This is a genomic window from Halobacillus sp. Marseille-P3879 (assembly GCF_900240285.1).
Lineage (GTDB): Bacteria > Bacillota > Bacilli > Bacillales > Halobacillaceae > Halobacillus_A.
On record NZ_OESS01000002.1, the window covers coordinates 1,074,715 to 1,098,484 of the forward strand.

The window sequence follows — 23,770 nt, forward strand, 5'->3', positions numbered from 1 at the left end:
CTCCTTTTCATACTATATATTTTTCAAGTTTACTCCCACTATAGATCAGCGTCAATCAGCGAATCAGGGAAGTTGGATATATTCCTCCAAAGTTTCAAGTGTTTTCTCTCCTATTCCGGCAACACTTAGTAGATCCTCATTGGTTTTAAATAAGCCATTTTCCTCCCTATATTGAACAATTGCCTTGGCTTTTGACGGACCTATACCAGGCAGGGATTGAATTTCTTCGCCAGAAGCATAATTAATGCGTATAGTAGAAGGACTGTTATCGGTAGTGCTTAAGGAGGAACCTTTGATACCTCCACTTTCTTCCATAACCAGTATTACCATTTCATCCTGGACTTTTTGAGCAAGATTCACTGACGTTTGATCCGCTTCTTCAGTAAGTCCTCCCGCTAACCGTATGGCATCATTTACCCTCATCCCTTCATCCACTTCATAAATTCCAGGTTTAGCTACTTCTCCTTTTACGTCTACTACAAATAGGTGGTCTCTTCCCTCATTTTTGTTTTCATCTAGTGTATCAGCATCAGCTTCCTCTGTTAATTGGCTTTTTACTTGTAAACCTGCTTCCTGATTTATGTTTATTAGCATCAAGATCATAAACACAATAACTGCAAGCGCTATCCAACCGTACTTTTTCAGCAGCAGCATAAGTAATCAACTTCCCTTCATATTTTAAAATAGGGTGAATAAAGTAGTTAGGTAAACGATAAGGAGGGGTTGCCCATGAAATACGGCATAATCGGTACGGGAAATATGGGAAGTCTGCTCACTAACGCTTTTATTTCCAGCGGGGCAGTACAGGCAGATCAGATTACCATTTATAATCGAACCACAGATAAAGCTCTGAAGTTGAAAGAGGAATTCTCCGATATTACTATCGCACCGTCTATTAAAGAAATAGGTGAACACAATGATATCGTCTTTGTTTGTGTGAAACCGCATAATTACGAGAATGTTTTAGGAGAGTTAACTCTTTCACCAAACCAATGCCTCGTTTCGATTACAAGTCCTGTGTCAGTTGAAGATTTGGAAAACACCGTTAACAGCCAGGTAGCTCGAATCGTACCTTCTATTACAAATCGAGCGCATGGAGGAGTAAGTTTATTTACTTTTAGTGATAAGATAACAAGTACTTTTAAAAACGAGCTTCTTTCCGTTTTTACTCACTTCTCTAAACCTGTAGAAATTGAAGAAGAACATATTCGGGCAGCTTCCGATATCGTTTCCTGCGGTCCTGCATTTTTAGGATTTTTAATCGAAAATATGATTGAATCAGCCCATAAAATCGGAGGAATACCTGAAGATAAGGCCACAGTGCTAATGGAGGAAATGATTATAGGGCTCGCGGGACTTCTGGAAAAGAAAATCTACAGTTTCCCGGAGTTAATCAAGAAAGTTACCGTAAAAGGAGGTGTAACCGGGGAGGGGTTAGTCGCACTTGAGGAAAACGTGGATGACTTATTCGTAATGATGTTTCAAGCCACCCATTACAAGCATTATAGAGATAAACTTTCCATAAAGCTGTAATAACTATATTCGACATCAATCGTGATTTTCCTGCAAAAAAATTAAGGTGGCTGACTACCGCCACCTTTAAATCTTCTGACAAACGAAAAAGATCCTTTCACCTTCGTCTTTCTCAGTGAGAGAAAAATCAGCGAATACACCTAAAATGGTAAATCCAGTTTTTTTAAGTTCATCATTCAAGAAACGTTCGGAATATCTTTTTTGATAATGAATTTCGTCAAATCGCTCAAATAAATCACCGTTTTTTATAAAGAAGGTGAGGTCATGTTCAATCACATCTTCTTCCTTACCTCGATCACAAAACCAAATATATGAAAGGTCTTCGTATACTTCAGCAAACGTCTGACCTAATAAATTACAATTCACATGATCACTCGAATGCACGTCAAACATAAACAATCCATTCTTCTGCAGAGCTTGGTAAGCGCGCTGGAATACAGAGGCTAACCCACGTTCTTCTACAATATAGTTCATTACGTCACAATAGCTTATAACGCATTCAAAATCACTAAGCCCATTAAGATCTGAAATATCCTGCCGAAGCCATTGAACCTGCTGATGCTTATCTTTATTAGATGCAATAGCTAGCATATCTTCTGATAAATCCACACCAGTCATCTTGTAATCTTGAGACAACCTGATAGTTATTTCCCCAGTGCCACAGCCTAAATCAAGAATAGTAGAGGCATCTCCATGGAATTTCATAATCATGTGTTTCGTCCAGTGGACCCAGTCCTCGTAGGGGGCGTCCATCATTAAACGATCGTAAACTTCTGCCATTCGGCGGTAACTCAACGTTGAATACCTTCAACAGAAACGGTTGAAGCGTCTCCCCACAGTCTTTCTAAATTGTAGTATTGACGCTCATCCTTGTGAAAAATATGGCACACAACACCATTTAAATCCACCAGGATCCAACGGGCTTTATCAAACCCTTCCATGCGTTTTACCTCGATCCCGCTTTCTTCTGCCTGATCCTTAACTTCCCTTGCTATTGCTTGTACCTGTCTTTCATTCGAACCTTCACAAATTAGAAAATAGTCCGCTACAAGGGAAACATCCGCCATATCGAGAACAACAATATCCTGTGCTCTTTTCTCATCACAAGCTTTTGCTGCTACCATAACTAATTCTTTACTATCCATGTTATTCCTCCCGTTTTAATAATTACGAAACCAACTATACTAAAGCATTATATGCATGAAATGTATCAGGATAAACCGTTCTTTTAGTATTCGTTAAAAAATGGACGGTATTAATTAAGGATTGTAAACAAGCTGAATTCAAATCATCCTTTGCCAGCTCACGAACTTCTTCAACACCTTCAAAATTCCGTCCTGGTTCAATATAATCGGCGAGAAATACTACCTTGTCCAATAGGCTCATATCCTTTTTACCGGAAGTATGGCAGGCTATAGCAGATAATATTTCTTCATCCTTGATTTGAAGTTCTTCTTCGAGCATCAACGCACCTGCTGGTCCATGCCACAATTCGTGGTGGTAGTCCAACAGTTCATTAGAAACCCGACTGTCCTTAATGATCCATTGTCTTAGTTCTTCTTTTGGTTTATGTTTTGCGAAATCATGTAAGATGGACGCAACTTCCGCCTTTTCTACATCTGCTCCATACCGTTTAGCAAGTTCAACCGCCGTATCTGTAACTCTCACAGTGTGCTCATACCGCGACTGCTTTAGATGGGGGCGGACGAAAGCTAATAATTGCTCACGATTCTGGTGCATATAACGAATTCTCCTTTATAAAATCATATACTTGATCTGCTACCAAGTATCTTGCACTACCGCCTTTTGCCAACTTCTCTCTTATCAGCGAAGAAGAAATATCAACTCTGGGAATATCAACCATTATTACATCCCTTGCTGATTTAACAGCCGTATCGCCCCGGTCCACTCCTATAAACTGTACAATGGATTCAAGTTCGTCTATTCGATGCCAGCGATCCAGATGATCGACCATGTCTCCTCCTATAATAAAAGAAAACTCATGGGCTGGAAACTGCTTGATTAATTGTTTCAAGGTATCAATTGTATAGGATTTCCCTTCTCTCTCCAACTCAATTGAAGAAACACGAAAACGCGGATTGGTGTCAATTGCCTTTTCCACCATTTTCAAACGAATATCAGCTGAAATAACCGACTTCTGTTTATGAGGGGGCACATGAGATGGAACAAACCATACCTCATCCAATCCCATAGCTTCCAATACGTGTTCAGCAATGATCAAATGGCCAAGGTGTGGAGGATCAAATGTACCTCCCAGCAATCCTATCTTCATAGCAGCAGCTCTCCTTAAGGCAGCTCAATTTGCTTATTATTAGCAGACTCTTTATACAAAATAACAATATTCCCAATTACTTGTACAATGTGAGAGTCTGTTTGAGAAGCAATCTCTTCTGCTATGGTTTGATTATCTTCAAAGTTGTTTTGCAATATGCTTACTTTAATAAGTTCTCTTTTCTCAAGAGCCTCACCAATTTGCGTGGTCATATTTTCATTGACTCCCCCTTTTCCCACCTGAAAGATAGGTTGTATATGGTGAGATTCTTTACGCAGGTATTTCTTTTCTTTACTCGTTAACATTCTATTCTCCTTCCAATTTCCGCTCAAAATCAATTAAAATTTTTTTAGTTTCCGGACTAGTATTTGTCCAGATTTTGAAAGCATAAACAGCTTGATGAAACAACATTTCATATCCAAAATGAAGGTCGGCACCAAATTCCTGTGCCTGCTTTAGAAACATTGTCAGCTTAGGCCGGTATACGATGTCACTAAACAATGCCCCGTCTAGTTTTTTGTCTACCTTTACTATTGACTGCTGGTCGTTTGGTGACATACCTACGGAAGAGGTCTGTACAACGATATCGTATTTGTCTAATTTTCGTTCAGCCTCCTCTATCGAGAGTGGAGAGGATTTTTCCCGGCCGTTTAAATCATCAATAATATGTTCTGCTTTAGCAACCGTACGATTAGCTATGTCCACTCTACTGATTCCCCTTTGTAAAAGGGCGTAATATATTCCGCGGGCCGCACCACCGCTCCCTAAGATCAACACCTCGCTTAATTCTTTTAGGTGTTCAGGATAACGGTCGGCTATAGACGTCACGTATCCGACACCATCCGTATTATAACCAATCCATTTCCCGTCTTTTACTTTAACGGTGTTTACAGCTCCAAGGAAACGAGCCGCTTCATCTATCTCATCAAGATACTCTATAATTCGTTCTTTATAAGGGACGGTTACATTAAAGCCGTCCAGCTCTTTTTTCTTTAAGTTAAGAATTTCTTTATTAAAATCTGCGGGTTCAATTTCAAATAATTCATAAGATCCGTTCAACTGCTGATCTTCCAGAAGCCTGTTATGGATCCATGGGGATAAAGAGTGTGCAATTGGAAAACCAATCAAACCAAATCGAAGCATGCGTTTACCTCCTAAATTAACGATTCACGAAGTGACACCTTCACTCCTTCAGGAACATGAGCTGTCACAGAAATTTGACCTTCAGGAATTGTAACCCAGCCCAGCCCGGAAAATACAAGATCAGTTTTTTCGTTAGGAATTTTAAAAGTTTGAGACACAAGCTGAGGGAGCTTTTTTAACGTTTCTTTATCTGGCGGAGTCAGCAGCTCACCCACGTGTTTATTATACAATTCATCAGCCTTTTCTAATTTTGTTCTATGAATTTCCACCTCATTAGAAAGGTAGCAAATAAACGAACTTCTCTCTCCTGTGTTGAAATCTAATCTGGCTAACCCGCCAAAGTAAAGGGTCTGACCCTCATTTAACTGATATACTTTAGGCTTTACTTCTTTCCGAGGTGTAATTTGTTTTAAATCCTGGTCAGAAACATAATGGGCCATCTGGTGTCGGTGAATCACTCCAGGCGTATCATATAAAGAGGTGTTTTTATCCAATGGAATGTCTATAAATCCAAGGGTAGTACCCGGGAAGTAAGAAGTTGTAATGACGTCATCCACCCCGGATGTTTGATGAATAAGCTGATTAATGAAAGTAGATTTACCCACATTTGTAGTGCCCACAACATATACATCCTGTCCCTGACGGTGTCTTTCAATAGATTTTGAAAGTTCTTCCATTCCAGTCCCTTTATGGGCTGAGATTAAATGAACATCCTGAACTTTTAATCCCATTTCCTTAATCGTGGATTTCAGCCACTGTTTTAGCTTATTAGGGTTGACCGACTTAGGCAGTACATCCATTTTATTACCTGCCAGAAGAATAGGATTTTGACCGGTCAGTCTCTGAAGCCCAGGAATAAAGCTTCCGCTGAGATCAAAAATATCTACTAATTGTACAACAAGACCTCGGCTTTCACTAATTTGGTTTAACATATTTAGAAAATCATCATCTTCAAAAGGAACATCTTGAACTTCGTTATAATGCTTTAAGCGAAAGCAGCGCTTGCATATAACATCTTCCCTTTCAAGTGCCGATTTTGGAGCATAACCTGCTGCATTCGGGTCGCTCGTCTGAATTAACGCCCCGCACCCTTGACATTTTATTTCTGTCATTAATTTTCCTCCCAGTTAATCTTTCCTTTTCGTTTCATCCATTTAAGGATTCTTCGCTCAATTTTTCGGTTGAATTTAGTAAAGAAACCATCCGTTTCCACTATTGGAACGACGAGAATCGTGTGAATCCCTGCAAGATTGCCGCCAAGTACGTCTGTCATAATTTGATCACCCACTACCACTAGCTCATCTTTTTTCACATTCATCTCTTTTTGTGCTTTTTTAAATGCTTTTGATAAAGGTTTCCGTGCACTGTGAATAAAAGTGGTATCTAAAGGTTCAGAAAAAAGCTTGACTCTTTTTTCATTATTATTCGACGCTATAATCACCTTAATCCCATGCTTATGCATTCGTTGAAACCATTCAACGATCTCTTCAGTTGCATCTGGAGCATCCCATGGCACTAATGTATTGTCTAAGTCTGTTATTACTCCTTTTATTCCTTTATCTTTTAAAACAAGAGGACTAATATCATGTACACTCTCTACATGTTCATTTGGTAAAAAGTTCTTCAGCATTAAACTTCTTCCACCCTTCGCGACAAAATCTCCCTACCTATCATAAACAAAAATAGTCACCGTTTCAAAACAATCCTTTTCCAGCTTTAATTATTCCAAAAATCGTTCGACAAATCGCGACAGTACTGGTGTGTGGATAACTTTATTCACACATTCCACATCGTGTAAAAGTGATACTAGCAGGAACTTCTAATATGATAATTTCCACTTATCTACAATGATCTGTTGATAAAGGGGTTATTGTAGCCTCAAGCCTCCCGTGATAAGGTGAAATAGTAATAAAACTTCCAATTCCTAAATACTCAGGAGGTGGCTGCCATCCGGCAGAGGAAGATGAAACAATTATCTGATAACCTGTTACTACAATCTTACCACAAAGCCATTCAACTCAATCTATCACGCGACTTTATAAAACAAATAGAACGCGAAATCATCGAGAGAAAGTTATACCATCTTTTAGATCGCTCAAATTTTCGTGTAGGTTAGTTCCATTTTCAGGAAAATCCTACCTCCTGGACAGACGTCAATTATTGAATTGGCGTTTTTTTATTGAGATTTTTTATAAAATAGTTTAGACGCATTTCTACATATTTATATATTCTTGGAATTTAGGCTACAATAATAGTCTTAGTAATAGTATTCAGTTGAATATTCGACTATTTTTTGATTACAATTGAGTGAACCAACTATTTGAACTTAGGCCGAGGGAGGAACAACCAGATGCTACTGGCTGTATTATTGCCTTTTATTATTGCAATTTTCATTCCATTTTTAAGTCGATGGAAGCACCATCTTCACACTGGATTCTTTGTCACAGCAGTACCAGTTGTGATTTTTATTTATTTTATCCGCTTTATAGGACCAGGATTTGAACCCGTTGGAAGGGAGTATTCCTGGATTCCATCACTCGATATGAATATACTTCTTTATCTTGATGGTTTGAGCTTGCTATTTGTTTTATTAATTAGCGGTATTGGCTCCCTAGTTGCTTTCTATTCGATCTATTACTTACATAAATCGGAGCAGCTGGGACATTTTTATGTTTACTTTTTACTGTTTATGGGCTCTATGCTGGGAGTCGTTCTATCAGATAATGTATTTGTATTATATACATTCTGGGAGTTCACATCCCTATCTTCCTTTCTGTTGATTGGTTTTTGGAATTACCGGGAAGGTTCTCGCTATGGAGCACTAAAATCCATGTTAATCACAGTTTTCGGAGGATTAAGTCTTCTTGGTGGTCTTGTATTTATGAGCGTAATTACAGGGACGGCCAGCATCCAGGAAATTATGAGTCAGCAGGAGCTGATCCTGAACCATGAATATTTTCCGCTTATATTAGGACTCGTTCTGTTAGGAGCTTTCACAAAGTCAGCACAGTTTCCATTTCACATTTGGCTGCCTGATGCTATGGAAGCCCCAACACCTGTAAGTGCTTACTTGCACTCTGCCACCATGGTTAAGGCCGGTATTTTCTTAGTCGCCCGCTTCTTTCCTATGCTGTCTGTATCCGAATGGTTTTTTATTACGGTCTCAACAGTAGGAATCTTCACACTATGCTGGGGGTCTTATATGGCCGTCAGACAGACAGATTTAAAGGCTATTCTTGCTTTCTCTACAATTAGTCAGTTAGGTATGATTATGGCTATGCTGGGATTCGGAACTGAGCTTGCTGTTTTTGCTGCTGCCTTTCACATTTTAAACCACGCTACTTTTAAAGGGAGCCTATTTATGGTAGCGGGGATAGTGGATCACGAAACCGGTTCGCGTGATATAAGACGGCTAGGAGGCTTAATGACTTTCCTGCCTATTACAGCCACATTAGCGTTAGTAGCTTCATTCTCTATGGCAGGTCTGCCCCTGCCGTTCTTGAACGGATTTTATAGTAAAGAGTTGTTCTTTCAGTCAGTTTATGAATTAGATCTGTCGGTAGCTGGAATTACTGCTCTTCTACAGTCCATATTCCCTTATCTTGCCGTTTTCGGGAGCATCTTTACTTTTGTTTATTCTATGTACTTTTTCTTCGGGACTTTTAGAGGTAAGGGGGATATAGAGGAACTTCCAAAGAAGCCGCATGAAGCACCTGTGGGAATGCTTATTTCCCCTCTTATTCTGGTAGCTGGTGTTATTGTTATCGGATTAATACCGGACCTTATAAATGAACCTTTTGTCGAGCATGCAGCGTCTGCTATTGGAGGCACAGAAATCGCCAAGGACATTTATTTCTGGCACGGAATTTCTCCCGCTTTCATAATGTCGATTACCGTAGTGGTGTTCGGAACAATTTTGTTCCTTGTCCGACCAAAGTGGGCAGGGGTTTATCGCGTCATTCCTGGATTATTAAGTTTAAACAAGTTCTACGATTGGCTGGTAGACCGTACGGAAAGATATTCTACCTTTATAACAAATAGTTATATGAATGGATCGTTAGGCAGATACGTACGTTTAATTCTTGCAGCTATCCTTCTTGTGACGTTCAGCGCAATGTCATTTACCGGAGGCTTTACTGTTGATACAAGCAACTTATCGACAATCACAGTCCATGAGGTGTTGATTGCAATTGTCATGGTTATAGCTGCGTTTGGAACGATTATCGCAAAAAATAGAATTGCAGCTATTCTCATTTTAGGAGTTGTGGGTTATGGATTGGCTATGCTTTTTGTTGTCTACCGTGCGCCTGACCTTGCCTTGACTCAATTAATAGTTGAAACTGTTACAGTTGGGCTCTTTTTATTAGTGTTCTATCATTTACCAAAGCTTCAAAAAACTGATGAGGCCCCTGTGACTAAAACATTGAACGTTATTATTTCTGTTGCGTTCGGCTTAATGATGACTATGGTAGCTATTTCGGCACACAGTTCAAAGCTTTTTGAATCTATGTCCAGTTACTTTGTTGACAATTCATACAAGCTTGGTGGAGGAGATAACATTGTTAACGTTATACTTGTAGACTTTCGTGGTTTAGATACATTGTTTGAAATTGCTGTACTTGGTATTGCAGCAATGGCTATCTTTGCATTAATCCGACTAAGAGAAAAGAAAAAGGAGGAGTAAGCATGGAAATTGTAATGTCCGTACTAGCTGGAATTTTATTTACGACTGGCGTGTATAACCTCCTCCAAAAACAATTGCTTCGAATTGTCATTGGGACAGCACTTATTTCTCACGGGGCACACCTGTTTATATTAACTATGGGCGAGTTAAAAAGAGGAGCCCCTCCTATCTTAACGGATGGGATTGAGCAATATACCGATCCACTTCCTCAGGCTTTAATTCTAACTTCTATTGTTATCAGCTTTGGGGTTACAAGTCTGCTGCTGGTATTAGCCTACCGGGCGGCTAAGATTAACGGAACAGACAATATGGAGCAACTGAGGGGTAACGACTATGAGTAATTTATTAGCTTTAACAATCATATGGCCGTTAATCGCAGGCATTATAGCGGCCTTTCTCAATAGAAAAAAAAGAATTGTAAGACCATTATCCCAGCTTTTTGCAGTTCTCAACTTAGTATTGGCCGGGATTGTCCTTTATCTGGTTTCTGCTAATGGTACCATTGTTTTAGAAACAGGAAGCTATGAAGCTCCCTTTGGTATTGTGATTGTGGGAGACCTCTTATCTGTATCACTCGTCTTAACGACAAATATTATAGCTTCGGCTTGCGTTTTTTATGCACCCAAATCTCTAACTGAAAAGCAGGAGTCTTTTTTCTTTTACAGCTTTTTCTTCATGCTTATCTCAGGCGTGAGCGGAGCGTTTCTAACAGGTGACTTGTTTAACCTGTTTGTATTTTTTGAAGTCTTATTAATGGCTTCATATGGACTGATTGTGCTAGGTAATGGAAAAGAACAGCTGCGTGAGTCTCTAAAATATGTGCTGATTAACCTCTTTTCTTCAATGCTGTTTGTAACGACGATCGCTTTTCTTTATTCAGTGGTAGGGTCAGTTAACATGGCCCAAGTGTCCCAGAGGGTCCAGGGAGTAGAACAGCAAGGGATATTAACTACTATTGCGATTTTATTCTTCTTTGTGTTTGCGACTAAGGCAGCTGTATTCCCATTGTATTACTGGCTGCCCCGTCCCTACATTGTACCTAATCCAGTCGTATCCGCATTGTTTGGAGCACTGCTTACTAAAGTCGGCATTTATTCCATATTAAGAGTGTTTACGTTGATTTTTGTAGGCGAAGTAGATATTACCCATACTATTTTCGTGTATCTCGCGGCTTTTACTATGATCTTCGGTGTTATTGGCGCGTTATCCACGCATAATATTAAGCTTATTGTAGCGTATAACATTATCCCTGCAGTTGGATTTATGATTATGGGGATTGGTATCTTCTCTGAGATATCTTTAAGCGGCACGATTTATTATTTAATTAATGACATGCTCATTAAAGGAGCACTATTCCTTCTTGTCGGTGTAATTGCTTATGTGGCAGGCACCTCGGACTTAAGAAAGATGAGCGGATTGATCCACCATTACCCTGCTTTAGGCTGGTTCATGTTTGTCTCAACTTTAGTGTTAGCCGGCATTCCTCCATTTAGCGGCTTTGTAGGCAAACTCCTACTCATCCAGGGCGGGCTCGCGAACGAGGAAATTATGGTGGTTATCGCTTCACTCGTATCAAGTCTTCTCATCTTATTCTCTATGATCCGTATCTTTATTAGAGGATTTTGGGGAGAAAAAACAGAAGCACCTCCCCATCCTGAACGCAGCGGGACAGCACGGAGGATGATATGGCCAATCGCTGTACTTCTTTCGCTTACTGTTCTTTTAGGTGTTGGGGCTGAATGGTTTTATCCTCCTGTAGAATGGATGGGAGAATATTTAATGGATCCGCAAATGTATATCGATTCTGTTATAAAGGAGTAGACTATTCATGCCATTTCAAATTTTGCTCAATATCATTATTGCAGTAATGTGGATGTTTTTAAGCGAAGCCTATGATTTTACTACTTTTTTTGTAGGCTATATCCTCGGTATTCTCATGCTGTTTGTACTACAGCGTTTTATTCCTGGAACCTTTTACTTTAAAAGAGTTCTTAGTGTAGTAAAGTTAATTCTTTTATTTGTCAGAGAGCTCCTGTTATCAAACCTGGAAATCGTAAAGCTTGCTTACAAACCCAAGTTAGACATCCAACCGGGCATCTTTGCTTTACCGATCGAGTTAAAGAGTAACTGGGAAATTACACTGCTGGCGAACTTAATTTCTCTTACCCCGGGTACGTTATCCATTGAGGTAAGTGAGGACTATTCCAAAATTTACATTCACGCTATGGATATTCCAGACGTTGAGCAATCGATAAACGACATTAAGGATACGTTTGAGAAAGCCATAATGGAGGTGACGCGTTGATGGAGGAACTGCTGGAAGTAACTAAGACATTGATCAATGTATCTGCTATGATTGCTATTATCGGTGTTTCCTTTTCAGTCATGCTGTTGTTATACAGAGCCATAAAAGGACCTTCAAGTCCTGATCGAGCGGTTGCCTTAGACGTGATAGGAATAAATATAATGGCCCTTGCAGGAATTATTGCTATTTTACTGGTGTCTACACAATTCAATGATGTAATTCTTTTAATTGGAATATTGTTATTTATAGGAACGATTGCGTTAGCAAAATTCTTGGAAAAGGGTGTTATTATTGAACGGGACATGGATTAACATCATCTTTGATTTACTGATATGTACTTCCCTGCTGTTAGGCACCTTCTTTCTTATATCAGGTTCTATTGGTGTATTAAGGTTCCCTGATGTTTATACAAGGCTTCATGCAGCGACCAAAAGTTCTACGCTTGGAGTTGCAGGCATTTTAATCGGAGCATTTTTGTTTATGTATGTAGAACATGATGTTGTGAGTGGAAAGCTTCTCTTAGGGATTCTTTTCGTATTGCTAACGGCCCCTGTATCCGGACACATGATTGGAAGGGCAGCATATCGAAGCGGAGTTAGATTATGGGATCGAAGTATTCAGGACCAGTATAAAGAAGTGTACGATCAATCCAAACATACAAGTAAGTAAGCAGCCATACAGTGGCTGCTTTCAGACTGTCGAGGAAGTCTCGACAGTCTTTATTTTTTTCTGGAACTTTCATTTTTCACCGCGTTAATTTGGTACACTATAGGTAAGAACTCTCTAAGGCGGTGTTAGTCATGTTTCTAGAAAAGAACGCCAAAATGAAATCGAAATCGTGACCATTGAAGAACTGGTACCCGAAGATCACTTGCTTCGTAAGATTGATCAATACATAGAGTTTTCCTTTATCCCTAAAAGAGTACATGCTTATTACTCGGTAGACAATGGCCGTCCTTCTCTTGATCCTCTTGTGTTATTCAAAATGATGTTTTATCGGCTATTTCTATGGGATTCGTTCGAAACGGGAATTGGTAAGACAAATCAAAACCAATGTTGCCTACCGTTGGTTCTCGGGACTGAACCTCACCGATCCTGTCCCTCATCATTCCCCCATTAGCTGGAACCGTCGGAAACGATTCAAGGAGACAGATATCTAACAAGAGGTCTTCGATGAAATGATCCTCCAGGTGATGAATCACCGTATGGTGGGAGGAAAGGTCCTGATGCCGGATATCTGACGAATCCCATCTGGCATGGACTTATTATAGAAAGAGGAATATTTGGAGTCATCGCCCTTCACCTGGACAGGGTTAGCCAGGTGAAGGAGAGTCTTTTTAGGTTACGGGCGGGCGAATACTGCGAGACTCATGCGGAAAAACGGGCGATCCGAGACCCCGCAGTGTGGGTTTCACGAGGAGGCTCGGGCGTTCGTCCGCGGAAAACGAGGGGTATTCGCCCGCCCGTGCACACAAAAAAAGCTTGCAGAAAAACACAGGGTTTCTCTACAAGCTGTAAGCAGCCATACAGTGGCTGCTTTTTTTATTTCCGAATGTACAGGCACAGTCATCTTCACAGTGACATACACTTGTGTTAGGCAGGTGCCCAAATCTCAGGGAGGTGTATGCATTTTGAGCAGCATTGTCGCTTCGATTTTATATTTCTTTAAAGAAGCCTTATTTTTTGTGTCTTATGTAAAGAACCAGGCTTTTCCCAACCCTTTATCAAAAGAAGAAGAAGCAAAACAGCTGCAGTTGATGAAAGAAGGTAATAAAGAAGCCAGAGATAAACTGATTGAACATAATTTACGACTCGTAGCCCACATTGTAAAAAAGTTTGAAAATACTAAGGAAGACTTCGAGGATTTGATATCAATTGGAACAATAGGGTTAATAAAAGGAATAGAGAGCTATTCTACAGGCAAAGGAACTAAACTTGCCACCTATGCAGCCCGGTGTATAGAAAACGAAATTCTGATGCATCTACGTTCCACTAAAAAGATGAACAAGGACATCTCTTTGCAAGATCCCATCGGTCATGATAAGGAAGGAAATGAGTTAAATCTGCTCGATATTTTGCAAGCAGATGTCGTTGACATTGTTGAAGAAATACAACTGCACATGGAGATTGAACAAATCAAGAAATATATTTCCGTACTGGATGAGCGGGAAAAGGAAGTAATTGTTTTTCGATATGGATTGAATGAACAGGATGAGAAGACTCAGAGGGAAATCGCCAAGGAGCTCGGCATCTCAAGGAGTTACGTTTCGCGTATAGAAAAACGAGCGTTAATGAAAATCTTTCATGAGTTTTATAAACAGAGTAAATATGGCAATTCATCTTAAAAACGACAAAAGCCACTACATCCTTCTGCAGTGGCTTTTGTTTATTCTTCTCTTAATTTTTTCTGCCATTTGTTTATCTTTTTAACAAAAATAGAAGCAGTTATCAGCAGTGCAGTGATAACAGCAAATAAATAGTAACACGCATTTGTTTGGTACTCATATAAGCTGATTATTACACCCGCATACATATATCCACTCAGTATAAGAAGAGTTAATGTAAAACGTCGGTAGTCTGCTAATTTATTCTCTAATTGTTTATTAGAATCCATCAAACCACCTCCTGTACGTTCATGATTGTAACATAACAGAGAGGGAAAACTTGATGGTAATTTCTACTATTCTATTGCATTAAGCATAGCCAGAATCATTACAGCAGCATTATTCGCAGCTTTAGGCAGGAATTGTTCAAAGGAAATGGAAGATTCCTTTCCTGCAATGTCTGATAAGGCACGAATGACGACGAACGGAGTTTCATATTTATAGCAGACTTGAGCTATTGCTGCAGCCTCCATCTCGGCAGCAATCATTTCAGGAAATTTATCTCTGACAAAGCTTACACGGCTCTCTTCCTGCATAAATGAATCGCCCGTAGCGATAATTCCTTTTTTAGCTTTTACGTCAGTTGATTGAACAGCCCTCATCGCTAGCTCTATTAATTCCTCGTCAGCTGCAAACATCGCCGGTAAACCGGGCACCTGACCGTATTCGTATTTAAAAGCCGTTACATCTACATCATGATGAGTTACTAAAGATGAAATTACAAGATCTCCCACTTCCAGCTCTTTAGCAAAACCACCTGCTGAACCAGTATTAATTACACGGTCGACCGAAAAGCGCTCATGCATAATTGTCGTTGCAATAGCTGCATTTACTTTACCTATACCAGATTTCAACAGGACAACTGAATGGTTACACAATTCCCCTTCAATAAAAATGCTGTCAGCTGCATGATGAACTTCTCTAACTTTCATTTCATTTTTTAATCGTTCAATTTCTTCGTCCATTGCTCCAATAATTCCAATCGCCATCACATAAGAGCTCCTTCCATTCTATTTCCCTAGTTATAAGGATTGCCGTTTAACTCTTCAACTTGGATCGGGCGGTAGCCTTCACCGTCAACCCATTCGATTAATACACGATAAACCGGGTCCTGAGACTGATTTGAGATAACAGCGTGCACTTGGCCGTCCCCTGCATTTTCTACACGCCATTCAATAATTTCTTCTGAATTGAGTCCTGTAGCAACTCGAGCAGCTTTAATAACCTCTTCCCAGTCTTGTGAACCCTGCTGGTAAGTGGTTGTATGGTCGCCTGACGTATCTTGTTCCGTACCGATTGGCTCCCAGTCTTCAGTTATTACACGATCTACATTTTCATCGGAGCTCTCTTCCACCTGGCGATCTTCTTCAGATGACTCCTCTTCATCATTAGAATTCTCTTCTTCTTCGGAGGAATCCTCCTCATTGGAATCTTCTTCTGAATCTTTTTCTTCTTCATTTTCTTTAACTTCTAATTCTTGAGAGTTGTCGTTATTATTGTCTTCTGACTCTTGATTGCTATCATTTTCTTTGTTTTCTTCCTCATTAGCTGACTCTGTAGCTGTATTTTCCGACTCAGGTCCAGTTCCTCCTGTAAAAGTAAAGAGACCTATATATACCAAGACCAAAATCACTGCTGCTGCACCTAAGGCAGCCATTAGTTTTTTTGTTCTATTTCTTTTTTCGAACCGATTAGTTCTTGTAGATGTTGTATGGTCTTTTTTCATTGGTGTTCCTCCTTTATGAAATACATTATAGTCCATTCGAAGCCATGAGCCAACCTAAGACTGTTAAACATAAAATCAACGAGAAAAGACAGGGGCTTAAACCCCTGTCCTTACTGTGCAGTAACGGTAATAATTTTAACGTTGATTTCTCCACCAGGTGTAGCTACTGTTACCTTATCTCCGACTTCATGACCAATAAGACTTTGAGCCATTGGAGAATCATTTGAAATTTTTCCTTCAAATGGATCAGCTTCTGCACTTCCTACAATAGTATATGTTTCTTCATCACCATCAGGCAGCTCTTGAAACGTTACAGATTTACCCATCGATACGCGATCTGGATTGTCATTATCGCTTTCAATAATAACAGCATTGCGAATCATATTTTCAACCGATTGAATACGTGATTCAACAAACGCCTGCTCATCCTTAGCTGCATCATATTCTGAGTTTTCTGATAGATCTCCAAACCCACGAGCGATTTTAATACGCTCTACAACTTCTTTTCTACGTTCATTTTTTAAATATTCAAGTTCTTCTTCGAGTTTAACTTTACCTTCTTCTGTCATGTAAAAGCTTTTTTCTTGGGCCATGCCAACACGCTCCTTCTATCCGACAATGTAATTAAATTGTATTCAGGGTTAAGCACCTCTGAATTTATGAGACCAATCAACTGCTTGTACACTTATTATCAATAAAAACTTTACACTCGTTATGCGAATGTTAATTAATATAATGTATACGAGAGTCAGGTTATCTAGAACTTCTATCAAAAACTATGCCAGACTTTTTAAAACTTTTCAACTATTTTCTTAGCTTAATTTTTGACCTTTTTCGTAAAGCACAGTTTGAATCTTTGTAGCCATTAAGTCAATTGCTACGTGATTTTGTCCCCCTTCAGGGATTATAATATCCGCATATCTCTTAGTAGGCTCTACGAACTGTAAATGCATCGGACGAACCACATTAATATATTGATCAATTACTGAATCAAGGGTTCTTCCACGTTCGTTGATATCACGCATCATTCGGCGGATTATTCTTACATCAGCATCAGTATCAACAAAAACCTTAATATCCATTAAATCACGTAAACGTTCATCTTCAAGCACTAGAATTCCTTCAACGATTATAACTTCCTTAGGCTCCACATGTATCGTTTCATCCGAACGAGTATGGATTTTGTAATCGTATACCGGCTTTTCAACCGTTTTTTCGTCAATTAGCTGCTCTAAATGTTCAATCAATAAATCATTATCAAAGGCCAGAGGATGGTCGTAATTCGTCTTCAATCTTTCTTCCAAAGGTAGGTGGCTTTGGTCTTTGTAATAATAGTCCTGCTCTACCATTAGAATGGTCTTATCAGTAAATCGTTGAATTATCGAACGAGTGACGCTTGTTTTTCCGGAGCCTGTCCCTCCAGCAACGCCAATTACAACAGGTTTGTCAGTCATAACTTATGGTTCTCCTTTCACCATATTTATATTTAAGCTTTTACTGTTATAGCTACTCCATCACCAATAGGAACGATAGTGGTATGGTAATCACTATTTTCTTTTAGCGATTGATTGAACGCCCTGACTTTTGAAGCCGTTTTTTGTATACGGTCTGACGCTTCATCAGGATTGGCCACAGCCCCCCTAAACAGAACGTTATCCGAAATGATCATCCCTTCTTCATGTAAAAGAGGAGCATATAAGTGAAAGAAATCTTCATATTTACCTTTTGCTGCATCGATAAATATCAGGTTATAGCAACCAAAGTTCATCACCTGGTCTCTGACTTCTAAAGCATCTCCTTGAATGATCTTTATCTGATTTTCCCTGCCAAATGAGCTAATATTTTTTTTTGCCTCTTCTGCACGCTCTGCGTCTCTTTCTATAGTTATTATTTCTGCAGAAGGCTGAGCTTCCAGCATCCTAAGGGCAGAATAACCAATTGCTGTTCCAATTTCTAGAATGCGGTTCGGCTTGTGGACCCGGACCAATTGCATAAGAAAATTCATCCCTAAAGGATCCATGATGGGAATTTTATGTTGTTTAGCATAGTTTTCTAATCGTTCTACTTCTTTAGAAACAGGTGGCAGCAAAGAATGCAAATATGCTTTACTTTCCATTAGTACTGTCTCCTTTCAGAGTGGACATCGCATTACAACCCTAATATTTTAACATATAAAAAAGAAGGAATGCGAGTAGTTATTCGCATTCCCAAGAAATTTATTCCGGCTCGTCTTCAGGCAGCGGTTCTTCATCACTATCTGAATTAATGTGTTCTTCTCTAAGCTCATTGTGTTCATCCAGTGTTTCAGAATAAAAAATTTCCCCATCGTCGTTTGCGAGAAAGTAAAGATAATCTGAATCTGTCGGTTCTAATACTGCGTCGAGTGAATTGACATTAAAGCTGGAGATAGGACCTGCTGGAATCCCTTCAACCTGGTACGTATTATAAGGAGAATCCACTTCTAGGTCTTCATATAATACTCGATCTTTATGTTCACCTAAAGCATAAAGCACAGTAGGGTCAGTCTGGAGCATCATGTCTTCTTCAAGCCGATTATAAAACACGCCTGCTATTTCTTTACGACTGTCTTCATTAGGAGCTTCATTTTCTACTAATGAAGCCATGGTTATAATTTCATGAACAGACATATCCCGTTCTTCAATAGCTTCACTACGTTCACTGACAGTAGCTTCAGTTCTTGATACCATTTCGTCAATAATCTGCTCGATTGAAGGATCTTCAACAAAATAATCATACGTTGTGGCATAGAGGTATCCTTCAAGTGGATAACGAATGTCGTCATCAAGTACCTCATCTGTAAGCAAAGTAGAATGTTCTTCTATTAATTCATTTACATACTCTTCATCGTTAGCGGTTTCTAGAAACTCTTCTTCGCTAAATTCAAATTCTTCTGCATAAATCTGAGCAATTTGCTCTAAGTTTCTGCCTTCAGGTATTGTTACTCTGACTACCGGCTCTTTAACAATTTTCCCAGTTTTTAATGACTCGATAATTTCATCTAATGTCATTGAAGCTGTAAAGCTGTAGTCCCCGGCTTGAAACCCAGTTTCGTTTTTAAATTTGGTGTAAAAGCGAAAGATTAATTCATTTTTTATTACATCATTATCTTTTAATATACTCGCTATTTGAGAGGTAGACGATCCGATAGGAACTTCTACATTGATTTGAGATTCATCGTCTGGATCTACAGGCTGCAATGATGATTTAATATAAAAATAACCTGAAATTATACCGATGATAAGTAAAACGGCTAAGACAGCCAATACGATAGCGACTATTCTTCGAACAGTTGTTGCTTCCTCACTTCGATGCTGTAATCGTTCTTTATAGCTTTTCTTAAAGTCTGACACCTAAGCTCCTCCTTCCACCCGATACATTATACTACAAATTATTAGCGCTTTTCTACGAATTTAGACAGATTCCATCTTATTATCATAGTAAACTTCGCTTATAGATGACAATAATTTATACTGTTGATTGGAATTCAGGAGGCAATTCTATAAAAATAGGCGGAAACAACCAATTAAATCCTTATTCTTCCAATTTGGCCTGTCTCTTTCTATTCAATAACCTGCTAACTATATAAGAGGCTGAGCCATAAGTCCAGCAATGCCAGAAAAAAGAACAATAAAAATTGAATCATATATACGCAGAACGTTAGCGTAGTCAAAATGCTAAATGGGAACAGCGCGAGTCGAAGATCCCGCAGGAAAGCGTTCTTTTCTTTACGAGGAAGCTTAAGGCCGTGCCCACGAAAAAGCAAAGTTTTTTGACAAAACAATGGTCAAAGTCTTTTCTTGGCAAATAAATAATCCGAACTGATTTCAACAAAATCGTTCGGATTATTTTATGCTTTATTCAGTTTTGTCCCGATCTCTCTTCAAAAAACTATGTTAAATCTTCTTCAGTCAGCGTATTTAACATTTCTTCAACCATTTCCCACTCTTCATCGGATTCAATCTGATAAAGCGCAAGGTCATCTTCCTCGTTGCCTTTCTCTTCATATCTGAAAGCGAAAACTTCAACCTCATCGCCCTCTTTTTGTTCGGCAGGTACTACCGCAATGTAAGATTGTTCAGTTTGTTCTACATCAAACGTAAACAAAACCTCAAATAAGTGTTCTTCTCCATTTTCATCCGGAATAATAATTCTTTCTTCTTTTTCTAATGCCATGGTAAAGCCTCCTTTTATTGTTGTGCATCTAAATAACTTTGCAGAATAATGACAGCCGCCATCTTATCAATGACTTTTTTCCGTTTTTCCCTGCTTACATCTGCATCGAGCAGGACGCGCTCAGCGGCCATGGTAGTAAGACGCTCGTCCCAGTATTGCACCCTTAGTCTGAATTCCTTCTCAAGCCATTTTCCAAACCTTTGACTTGCTTCAGCCCTTGGACCAATCGTTCCGTTCATGTTCCTGGGAAGCCCTATGACCGCTTCACTAACTTCATTTTCATCAATAATTTGGTGCAGAGGTGTTTTTGCCGTGGTGTAGTTATTCTCATCCCAATGAAGCGTAGTCAATCCCTGGGCGGTCCATCCTAATGCATCAGAGATAGCTATACCAATCGTTTTTTCCCCCACGTCCAGTCCTAGTTTCTTCATTAAATGTCCTCTTTATTATTTTCCAGATAAAATTTTACTAATTCTTCAATTAGTTCGTCTCGTTCCATTTTGCGGATTAAATTTCTTGCATCATTATGACGCGGGATGTAAGCCGGGTCCCCTGAAAGTAAATACCCTACAATTTGATTAATTGGGTTGTACCCTTTCTCCTGTAATGAATTATGCACAGAGAGAAGCAGGGTTCTCACATCTTCGTCAAAAGGCTCTTCTGAAAAATTAAAACGCATTGTTTTGTCCATCGAACTCATCTTATGTCACCTCGCCCAATTAGTCTTTGTTCTATTATATACTTAATTTCAGCTGTTTGTAAAAACCAGTCATTTTTGCTTAACGTATTCTTTAGCATAATTTAGGGCTTCTGTAATCTTAGATGAATCTTTACCGCCGGCCTGTGCCATGTCAGGACGGCCTCCACCACCGCCTCCACAGATGGAAGCAGCTTCTTTAATTAAATTTCCTGCGTGATACCCTTTGTCGATTAAATCTTTGGAAACGCCGGCAATGAGCTGAACCTTTTCTCCATTTTCAGCAGCAAGCAGAAGGATACCTGAATCAATCTGCTGTTTTAAGTCATCCATCATTGTCCTGAGGGCATTCATATCCTTTACATCTACTTTTTTGGCAAGTATTTTCACTCCATCTACTTCTTCAAATTCATTTAGGATAGAGGAAGCTTCCATATTAGAGAGCTTGGCGGAAAGTGATTCATTTTCACGCTGAATCTCTTTCATTTCCTGATATAGAGCCTGAACTCGATCAGGAACTTGTTCTGGCCGGGTTTTTAATAATGCCCCTGCCTGATTAAGCACTGCTTCCTTCTGATTCATGTAATCATATGCACCTTTGCCTGTCACAGCCTCTATTCTTCTCGTACCTGCTCCAATACCCGCTTCACTAACCAGCTTAAATATACCGATTTCGGCAGTATTGGAAACGTGACAGCCTCCACAAAGTTCCAGGCTGTAGTCTCCTACTTGGACCACTCGTACTTGAGAGCCATACTTCTCGCCAAAGAGAGCCATAGCCCCTTTTTCTTTTGCTTCCTCTAAACTATTATATTCAACAGCAACAGGGAGAGAAGCCCAAACTTTTTCATTAACAATTCTTTCAATTTGGTTTAATTCCTCTTCAGTTACCGAACTAAAGTGAGAAAAGTCAAATCTAAGGCGGTCTGGAGCGACATATGATCCTGCTTGATTCACATGGTCACCAAGGACGTCCTTCAAGGCCTGATGCAGCAGATGAGTGGCTGTGTGATTTTTTACGATATAAGAACGGGTTTCTTTGTTAACAGAAGCTTTGACAGTATCACCTTTTCGAATCAAGCCAGATTCTACTGTGGCTTCGTGCATATGCTGACCATTAGGTGCTGTTTGGACATTTCTTACCGTCAAAGCAGCTCCTTCGCTCTCCACAATACCCTTATCTGCTATCTGTCCACCACTCTCAGCATAAAATGGTGTATGGTCAAGGAAGAAGTATACTGTTTCTCCTGCCTCAGCATAATCAGCAAAATCATTGTTTTTAATTATTTCAACAATCTGTGCTTCAGCAGTTAAACGATCATACCCTACGAATTCACTTTGAGCATAAACCTCTCCAAGGACTCCCGACTGTATTTGCATACTATCTGACTTCTGCCGAGCACTTCTGGCACGTTCACGCTGCTTTTCCATTTCTTCCTGAAAGCCTTCTTCATCTATCGTAAACCCGGCTTCCGCCACATATTCATCCGTCAGCTCTTTAGGAAAGCCAAACGTATCATACAGACGAAATACCTCTTTGCCAGGGAAAATATTACTTCCTTTTTCCGTCTCCTGTTTCATAATAGCCGATAAAATAGCGAGACCTTCATTTAAGGTTTCGTGGAAGCGTTCTTCTTCTGTCTTAATCACATTTTGTATAAATTCTTGTTTCTTTCTGATTTCCGGATAGAAATCATTCATTATTTCAGCAACTTCAGGAACTAATTTATACATGAAAGGTTCGTCAATTCCAAGTTGTTTAGCAAACCGGACAGCACGGCGGAGAAGCCGTCTTAACACGTATCCTCTTCCTTCATTAGAAGGGAGGGCACCATCACTTACCGCGAAACTTACCGTACGCATATGGTCAGCAATTACTTTAAAAGCTGAATCCTGCTCAACGGTCTCTTGATACTTTCTGCCTGATATTGTTTCGGTTGCTTTAATAATCGGCAGGAATAAGTCTGTTTCAAAATTGGTTGGCGTATCTTGTATAACACAAACCATACGTTCAAGACCCATACCTGTATCAATATTTTTCTTTGGAAGTGGTGTATAGGTATCGTCCGGGTTGTGGTTAAATTGAGAAAACACGAGATTCCATATTTCTAGATAGCGTTCATTCTCTCCACCAGGGTAAAGCTCTGGATCTTCAGGATCATTTCCATAAGTCTCCCCTCTGTCATAGAAGATTTCAGTGTTTGGCCCACTTGGCCCCTCTCCTATATCCCAGAAGTTTTCTTCCAGGCGTATAATACGCTCTTCCGGCACACCGATTTTATCTTTCCATAGAGAAAAAGCCTCATCATCTTCCGGGTGTACAGTCACAGATAATTTTTCTTCTTCAAAGCCTATCCATTTAGGACTTGTTAGAAACTCCCACCCCCATTCAATTGCTTCTTCCTTAAAATAATCTCCAATGGAAAAGTTCCCAAGCATTTCAAAAAATGTATGATGTCTTGCTGTAAATCCTACATTCTCTATATCATTTGTGCGAATAGATTTTTGAGCATTAACGATTCTAGGGTTGTCAGGAATCACTCTTCCATCAAAGTATTTTTTTAATGTAGCCACTCCACTGTTAATCCACAATAGGGTAGGATCTTCATGAGGAACCAACGAAGCACTTGGTTCAACACTGTGTCCTTTTTCTTTAAAAAAATCTAAAAACATTTGTCTTACATCAGCAGAAGTTAATGATTTCATCGTAATAGCCTCCTTTTTTATACTCGATCTTCCTATGAACACAAAAATCCCGTCCCTGCACTACGGCAGGGACGGGATTATAATCCGCGGTACCACCCTGATTAT

At 39.5% G+C, this 23,770-nt stretch carries 29 protein-coding genes, 1 pseudogene and 1 other annotated feature (1 of these 31 cut by a window edge); of the genes and pseudogenes, 10 read left to right on the forward strand and 20 right to left on the reverse strand.

Going from position 1 to position 23,770, the window contains the following annotated elements:
- Positions 1 to 63: 63 nt before the first annotated feature.
- Complete coding sequence (locus C1A12_RS13350; protein WP_101844348.1) at positions 64 to 654, reverse strand: helix-hairpin-helix domain-containing protein; 591 nt, start codon at positions 652 to 654, stop codon at positions 64 to 66.
- Positions 655 to 729: 75 nt separating this feature from the next.
- Between C1A12_RS13350 and comER the strand changes: the two genes are divergently transcribed.
- Complete coding sequence (comER, locus tag C1A12_RS13355) at positions 730 to 1,533, forward strand: late competence protein ComER (RefSeq protein ID WP_101844349.1); 804 nt, start codon at positions 730 to 732, stop codon at positions 1,531 to 1,533.
- A gap of 66 nt (positions 1,534 to 1,599) precedes the next feature.
- Here comER and C1A12_RS13360 read toward each other — a convergent pair whose 3' ends face one another.
- The 8 genes from C1A12_RS13360 to C1A12_RS13395 are packed head-to-tail and all read right to left on the reverse strand — an operon-like array spanning position 1,600 to position 6,599.
- Entirely contained in the window at positions 1,600 to 2,328 is a 729-nt protein-coding gene (locus C1A12_RS13360) for a class I SAM-dependent methyltransferase (RefSeq protein WP_101844350.1), read from the reverse strand.
- Positions 2,325 to 2,678, reverse strand: coding sequence for a ribosome silencing factor (rsfS, locus tag C1A12_RS13365; RefSeq protein ID WP_101844351.1), 354 nt, complete (start codon positions 2,676 to 2,678; stop codon positions 2,325 to 2,327). Before rsfS ends, C1A12_RS13360 begins: the two co-directional genes overlap by 4 nt.
- A 34-nt stretch (positions 2,679 to 2,712) precedes the next feature.
- Positions 2,713 to 3,273 carry a bis(5'-nucleosyl)-tetraphosphatase (symmetrical) YqeK gene (gene yqeK / locus C1A12_RS13370; RefSeq protein ID WP_101844352.1) on the reverse strand — a complete coding sequence of 187 codons (561 nt, stop codon included), beginning with the start codon at positions 3,271 to 3,273 and terminating at the stop codon, positions 2,713 to 2,715.
- On the reverse strand, positions 3,257 to 3,826 hold the full coding sequence (locus C1A12_RS13375; RefSeq protein ID WP_101844353.1) for a nicotinate-nucleotide adenylyltransferase: 570 nt from the start codon (positions 3,824 to 3,826) through the stop codon (positions 3,257 to 3,259). Before C1A12_RS13375 ends, yqeK begins: the two co-directional genes overlap by 17 nt.
- A gap of 14 nt (positions 3,827 to 3,840) precedes the next feature.
- Positions 3,841 to 4,131 (reverse strand): ribosome assembly RNA-binding protein YhbY, encoded by a 291-nt coding sequence (gene yhbY, locus C1A12_RS13380; RefSeq protein WP_101844354.1) that lies wholly within the window; start codon positions 4,129 to 4,131, stop codon positions 3,841 to 3,843.
- A 1-nt stretch (position 4,132) separates the two neighbouring features.
- The gene (aroE, locus tag C1A12_RS13385) at positions 4,133 to 4,969 is read right to left on the reverse strand and encodes a shikimate dehydrogenase (RefSeq protein ID WP_101844355.1); all 837 of its coding nucleotides are present in this window, start codon (positions 4,967 to 4,969) and stop codon (positions 4,133 to 4,135) included.
- A gap of 11 nt (positions 4,970 to 4,980) precedes the next feature.
- The gene (gene yqeH, locus C1A12_RS13390; RefSeq protein WP_101844356.1) at positions 4,981 to 6,081 is read right to left on the reverse strand and encodes a ribosome biogenesis GTPase YqeH; all 1,101 of its coding nucleotides are present in this window, start codon (positions 6,079 to 6,081) and stop codon (positions 4,981 to 4,983) included.
- Complete coding sequence (locus tag C1A12_RS13395; protein ID WP_101844357.1) at positions 6,081 to 6,599, reverse strand: YqeG family HAD IIIA-type phosphatase; 519 nt, start codon at positions 6,597 to 6,599, stop codon at positions 6,081 to 6,083. The genes yqeH and C1A12_RS13395 overlap by 1 nt, the downstream gene beginning before the upstream one ends.
- A 333-nt stretch (positions 6,600 to 6,932) precedes the next feature.
- On the opposite strand from C1A12_RS13395, the gene C1A12_RS13400 reads away from it, so the two are divergent.
- The 9 genes and pseudogenes from C1A12_RS13400 to sigK all read left to right on the forward strand — a co-directional run bounded on the left by C1A12_RS13400 (position 6,933) and on the right by sigK (position 14,303).
- Positions 6,933 to 7,085: a sporulation histidine kinase inhibitor Sda gene (locus C1A12_RS13400; RefSeq protein ID WP_101844358.1), complete on the forward strand. Its 153-nt coding sequence runs from the start codon at positions 6,933 to 6,935 to the stop codon at positions 7,083 to 7,085.
- A gap of 234 nt (positions 7,086 to 7,319) precedes the next feature.
- Positions 7,320 to 9,653 (forward strand): Na+/H+ antiporter subunit A, encoded by a 2,334-nt coding sequence (locus C1A12_RS13405; RefSeq protein ID WP_101844359.1) that lies wholly within the window; start codon positions 7,320 to 7,322, stop codon positions 9,651 to 9,653.
- Between the two features lie 2 nt (positions 9,654 to 9,655).
- A complete protein-coding gene (locus C1A12_RS13410; RefSeq protein WP_101844360.1) occupies positions 9,656 to 9,994 on the forward strand; it encodes a Na(+)/H(+) antiporter subunit C in 339 nt (112 codons plus the stop codon).
- Positions 9,987 to 11,474, forward strand: coding sequence for a Na+/H+ antiporter subunit D (locus C1A12_RS13415; protein ID WP_101844361.1), 1,488 nt, complete (start codon positions 9,987 to 9,989; stop codon positions 11,472 to 11,474). Before C1A12_RS13410 ends, C1A12_RS13415 begins: the two co-directional genes overlap by 8 nt.
- Positions 11,475 to 11,481: 7 nt before the next feature.
- Positions 11,482 to 11,958, forward strand: a complete 477-nt coding sequence (locus tag C1A12_RS13420) for a Na+/H+ antiporter subunit E (protein ID WP_101844362.1) — start codon at positions 11,482 to 11,484, stop codon at positions 11,956 to 11,958.
- Positions 11,958 to 12,269 (forward strand): Na(+)/H(+) antiporter subunit F1, encoded by a 312-nt coding sequence (locus C1A12_RS13425; RefSeq protein WP_101844363.1) that lies wholly within the window; start codon positions 11,958 to 11,960, stop codon positions 12,267 to 12,269. The genes C1A12_RS13420 and C1A12_RS13425 overlap by 1 nt, the downstream gene beginning before the upstream one ends.
- The gene (mnhG, locus tag C1A12_RS13430; protein WP_101844364.1) at positions 12,250 to 12,627 is read left to right on the forward strand and encodes a monovalent cation/H(+) antiporter subunit G; all 378 of its coding nucleotides are present in this window, start codon (positions 12,250 to 12,252) and stop codon (positions 12,625 to 12,627) included. Before C1A12_RS13425 ends, mnhG begins: the two co-directional genes overlap by 20 nt.
- Positions 12,628 to 12,787: 160 nt before the next feature.
- Positions 12,788 to 13,193: pseudogene (locus C1A12_RS13435) on the forward strand (transposase); the annotation flags it as partial.
- A gap of 396 nt (positions 13,194 to 13,589) precedes the next feature.
- The gene (sigK, locus tag C1A12_RS13440; protein WP_101844365.1) at positions 13,590 to 14,303 is read left to right on the forward strand and encodes an RNA polymerase sporulation sigma factor SigK; all 714 of its coding nucleotides are present in this window, start codon (positions 13,590 to 13,592) and stop codon (positions 14,301 to 14,303) included.
- Between the two features lie 41 nt (positions 14,304 to 14,344).
- Here sigK and C1A12_RS13445 read toward each other — a convergent pair whose 3' ends face one another.
- The 11 genes from C1A12_RS13445 to alaS all read right to left on the reverse strand — a co-directional run bounded on the left by C1A12_RS13445 (position 14,345) and on the right by alaS (position 23,665).
- Positions 14,345 to 14,572 carry a YrhC family protein gene (locus tag C1A12_RS13445; protein WP_101844366.1) on the reverse strand — a complete coding sequence of 76 codons (228 nt, stop codon included), beginning with the start codon at positions 14,570 to 14,572 and terminating at the stop codon, positions 14,345 to 14,347.
- Between the two features lie 66 nt (positions 14,573 to 14,638).
- Positions 14,639 to 15,331, reverse strand: a complete 693-nt coding sequence (mtnN, locus tag C1A12_RS13450; RefSeq protein ID WP_101844367.1) for a 5'-methylthioadenosine/S-adenosylhomocysteine nucleosidase — start codon at positions 15,329 to 15,331, stop codon at positions 14,639 to 14,641.
- A gap of 29 nt (positions 15,332 to 15,360) precedes the next feature.
- The gene (locus C1A12_RS13455) at positions 15,361 to 16,068 is read right to left on the reverse strand and encodes a YrrS family protein (RefSeq protein ID WP_159462193.1); all 708 of its coding nucleotides are present in this window, start codon (positions 16,066 to 16,068) and stop codon (positions 15,361 to 15,363) included.
- 110 nt (positions 16,069 to 16,178) lie between these two features.
- Positions 16,179 to 16,661 carry a transcription elongation factor GreA gene (gene greA, locus C1A12_RS13460; protein WP_101844369.1) on the reverse strand — a complete coding sequence of 161 codons (483 nt, stop codon included), beginning with the start codon at positions 16,659 to 16,661 and terminating at the stop codon, positions 16,179 to 16,181.
- A 219-nt stretch (positions 16,662 to 16,880) separates the two neighbouring features.
- On the reverse strand, positions 16,881 to 17,522 hold the full coding sequence (gene udk / locus C1A12_RS13465) for a uridine kinase (protein WP_101844370.1): 642 nt from the start codon (positions 17,520 to 17,522) through the stop codon (positions 16,881 to 16,883).
- Positions 17,523 to 17,554: 32 nt separating this feature from the next.
- Positions 17,555 to 18,184 (reverse strand): O-methyltransferase, encoded by a 630-nt coding sequence (locus C1A12_RS13470; RefSeq protein WP_101844371.1) that lies wholly within the window; start codon positions 18,182 to 18,184, stop codon positions 17,555 to 17,557.
- A gap of 100 nt (positions 18,185 to 18,284) precedes the next feature.
- Positions 18,285 to 19,439, reverse strand: coding sequence for an endolytic transglycosylase MltG (gene mltG, locus C1A12_RS13475; protein ID WP_101844372.1), 1,155 nt, complete (start codon positions 19,437 to 19,439; stop codon positions 18,285 to 18,287).
- Positions 19,440 to 19,977: 538 nt separating this feature from the next.
- Entirely contained in the window at positions 19,978 to 20,262 is a 285-nt protein-coding gene (locus C1A12_RS13480) for a DUF1292 domain-containing protein (RefSeq protein WP_101844373.1), read from the reverse strand.
- 14 nt (positions 20,263 to 20,276) lie between these two features.
- Positions 20,277 to 20,693, reverse strand: coding sequence for a Holliday junction resolvase RuvX (ruvX, locus tag C1A12_RS13485; RefSeq protein WP_101844374.1), 417 nt, complete (start codon positions 20,691 to 20,693; stop codon positions 20,277 to 20,279).
- Positions 20,693 to 20,962: an IreB family regulatory phosphoprotein gene (locus tag C1A12_RS13490; RefSeq protein WP_101844375.1), complete on the reverse strand. Its 270-nt coding sequence runs from the start codon at positions 20,960 to 20,962 to the stop codon at positions 20,693 to 20,695. Before C1A12_RS13490 ends, ruvX begins: the two co-directional genes overlap by 1 nt.
- Before the next feature lie 69 nt (positions 20,963 to 21,031).
- Positions 21,032 to 23,665 (reverse strand): alanine--tRNA ligase, encoded by a 2,634-nt coding sequence (gene alaS / locus C1A12_RS13495; RefSeq protein ID WP_101844376.1) that lies wholly within the window; start codon positions 23,663 to 23,665, stop codon positions 21,032 to 21,034.
- A 64-nt stretch (positions 23,666 to 23,729) separates the two neighbouring features.
- Positions 23,730 to 23,770, reverse strand: a binding site (T-box leader); it runs 168 nt beyond the window's last position.